The organism is Pelagibacterium montanilacus (assembly GCF_003992665.1).
Taxonomy (GTDB): domain Bacteria; phylum Pseudomonadota; class Alphaproteobacteria; order Rhizobiales; family Devosiaceae; genus Pelagibacterium; species Pelagibacterium montanilacus.
Genome location: NZ_RZMX01000011.1, coordinates 1 through 2,500, shown reverse-complemented (window position 1 = coordinate 2,500; position 2,500 = coordinate 1). Strand labels below are relative to the sequence as shown.

The window sequence follows — 2,500 nt, the reverse complement described above, 5'->3', positions numbered from 1 at the left end:
TGAACGCAGCACATCGCAACCGTCAGACCGCCCTTCTCAAGGCAACGGGCTTTGAAGACTCTCCGGCGCTGACCGTGACCTCCTCGGAAGGGGAGTTGCCGCAGGGCCGGGAAATCAGCCTGACCTGGCTGGCCGGAACCGTACTTACGGGCCTCACGTCCTTCATGCTCATGGCCGCGGCAATCCACGTCTCCTTCAAGGGCCAGGACACATTCTCCACTCCCTATGATGCGCTGGCCGTGCAGGTACCCGAGCGCTCTGTTTCGGTGGCCGACTCTCTCATGGTCAAGAGCCGCAGGGCAAAGCCTGTGACCGAGACCCATTCCGATCTCGAGATCATCGAAGCCTCGATCCGTGAAGTGGTCGAAGGGGTCGCCCATATCCGCAACCGTCCCTTCACCCTGATCGACGCCAGCCTAGCGACCTCGGCAACCGCTTTGTCCGAGGACATTCCGGCCTACGACCCGGTGGCGCTTCTTGCGCGCAACGAGACCATGCGCGCCGAGCAGACCGCCGATCTGGTGAGCACCGATATCTACGGCGCCGACGTCGGCGGAGAAGTGACGATCCGCACCGCTGCGCTTTCGCTGGACACCCCTCCGCGGCGCACGATCAACGATACCAACGCGGCCCGCTTCCTGCGCACCAGTGTCGAGGGAGCATATGCCGACGACACGTCGCCGGTTCTGGGCTATGCATCAATCGGCACTGTGGGCGGGCTGCGCGAGCTCGGGGTCGAGAGCGGCGCGCCGGCCACTGTTCTCGAGGCAGAGAACGTGACCATCGTGCCCCGCACCAGCATGGATGAATCGGCCAACATGGCACGGACCGAGCGCATCCAGACCATCAGGGAGCAGACGCCCCTGGGCGAAGCCCTTGTCCGGAACGGGTTTACACAGGCAATGGCCGAGGCCGTGATCCGGGCGATGCGCAATGTGCATCCCGAAACCAGCCTTTCACCCGGTGCCCGGCTACGGATCCTCTTTGGTCCGAACCGCGGCACCGAAACGCTGCTTCCCCAGCGCCTGAGCATATACCAGGACACCACACACCGGGTGACGGTCGCCCTTGCGGACCGCGGCCAGTACGTCATGGCACTCGAGCCGCCGCGGATCGACTTCTCGGAAGTCGATACCGAGGAGGTCAATCTTTCCAATCTGCCCTCGATCTACCGCTCGATCTGGGAAACGGGCCGCAAGCACAATCTCGATGATGCCGTCATCGACCGGATCGCGGCCATGTTCGCCTATGACGTGGACCTCACGCGCCGCATCGCGCCCGGAGATTCCATCGCCATCCTGATGTCCGATACTCCCGAGAGCGAGGATCGCGAGCTGCTTTACGTTAACCTCAAGCTCGGCAACACCGAGCGCGAGCTGTTCCGCTATCACACCGAGGACGGGGTCATCGACTTCTACAATCCCGATGGAGAGACCGGAAAGCAGTTCCTGCTGCGCCGTCCGCTCGAGGGCGGGGGCAATATGCGCTCGCGCTACGGCTATCGCCGCCATCCGGTTTTCGGCGACTACCGGCTTCATGCCGGCGTGGACTTTGCGGCGCGCACCGGCACGCCAATCTACGCGGCGGGAGACGGGGTGATCGAGCGCGCGCAGTGGTTCTCGGGCTATGGACGCTATGTCGAAGTCCGGCATGCCAATGGCTATGCCACCGCTTATGCCCATATGAGTGCCATCGAAGACGGGATCACCCCCGGCACCAGGGTCAACCAGGGCGAGGTCATCGGCTATGTCGGCTCTACGGGGCTCTCGACCGGACCGCATCTTCACTACGAGATGAAGATCAACGGCAATACCGTCGATCCCATGGCGGTCAAGCTGCCCCGTGCGAACTCGCTGGCCGCCCAGCACCGGGCCGATTTCGAGAACACGGTGGCCCAGATCCGGGCCCTGGTGAACCGGGAGAACGATCCCTCTCCCGTCACTGTCGCGTCCAACTAGACTCTGTCATTTTGTGACGGAAGCATACCCGGCATTTTGGATGTAGTTTGCACATTCGTGTGGGGAGATTGTCTGCACGAGGCGCCCGATGTGTCGCCAGGTTTCATCGACGGTTCGTTTCTGGGCCATACGCATCCAATGCTTTATCTTGGAGAAGGCCTGCTCGATGGGGTTGAGGTCGGGTGAGTAGGGCGGCAGGAACCAGAGCCGTGCTCCCGCACTTTTGATCATCTGCCGGATGATGGCGGCCTTGTGGGAGCCGAGATTGTCCATGACGACGATATCGCCGGGCCGGAGGGTGGGCAGGAGCACTTGTTCGACATAGGCCCGGAACGATGTCCCGTTGATCGGGCCGTCGAAAACGCAGGGCGCGATCAGCCCGTCGCAGCGCAAAGCGCCCAAAAAGGTCATGGTGCGCCAATGGCCGTTCGGGGCGAAGCCGCGCAGGCGTTGACCTCTTGGTCCCCATCCCCGGATCGGAGCCATGTTGGTCTTGATCCAGGTCTCGTCGATGAACACCAGCCGATTGGGGTCCAGATAGG

Annotated in this window: 2 protein-coding genes (1 of these 2 cut by a window edge); one reads left to right on the top strand and one right to left on the bottom strand. The window is 62.7% G+C overall.

Translation table 11 applies throughout. The features are described from left to right. Positions 1-1,958, top strand: the 3' portion of a protein-coding gene (locus EO136_RS03845) for a M23 family metallopeptidase (RefSeq protein WP_127143156.1). It extends 1 nt beyond the left edge of the window; 1,958 of the gene's 1,959 nt are visible here — the last part of the coding sequence; the start codon is cut by the window's left edge — 2 of its three bases fall inside, at positions 1-2; the stop codon is at positions 1,956-1,958. A 6-nt stretch (positions 1,959-1,964) separates the two neighbouring features. Here EO136_RS03845 and EO136_RS03840 read toward each other — a convergent pair. Beyond that, positions 1,965-2,500 (bottom strand): IS630 family transposase (locus EO136_RS03840; protein ID WP_127143128.1); only part of this gene is annotated, 536 nt, incomplete at its 5' end.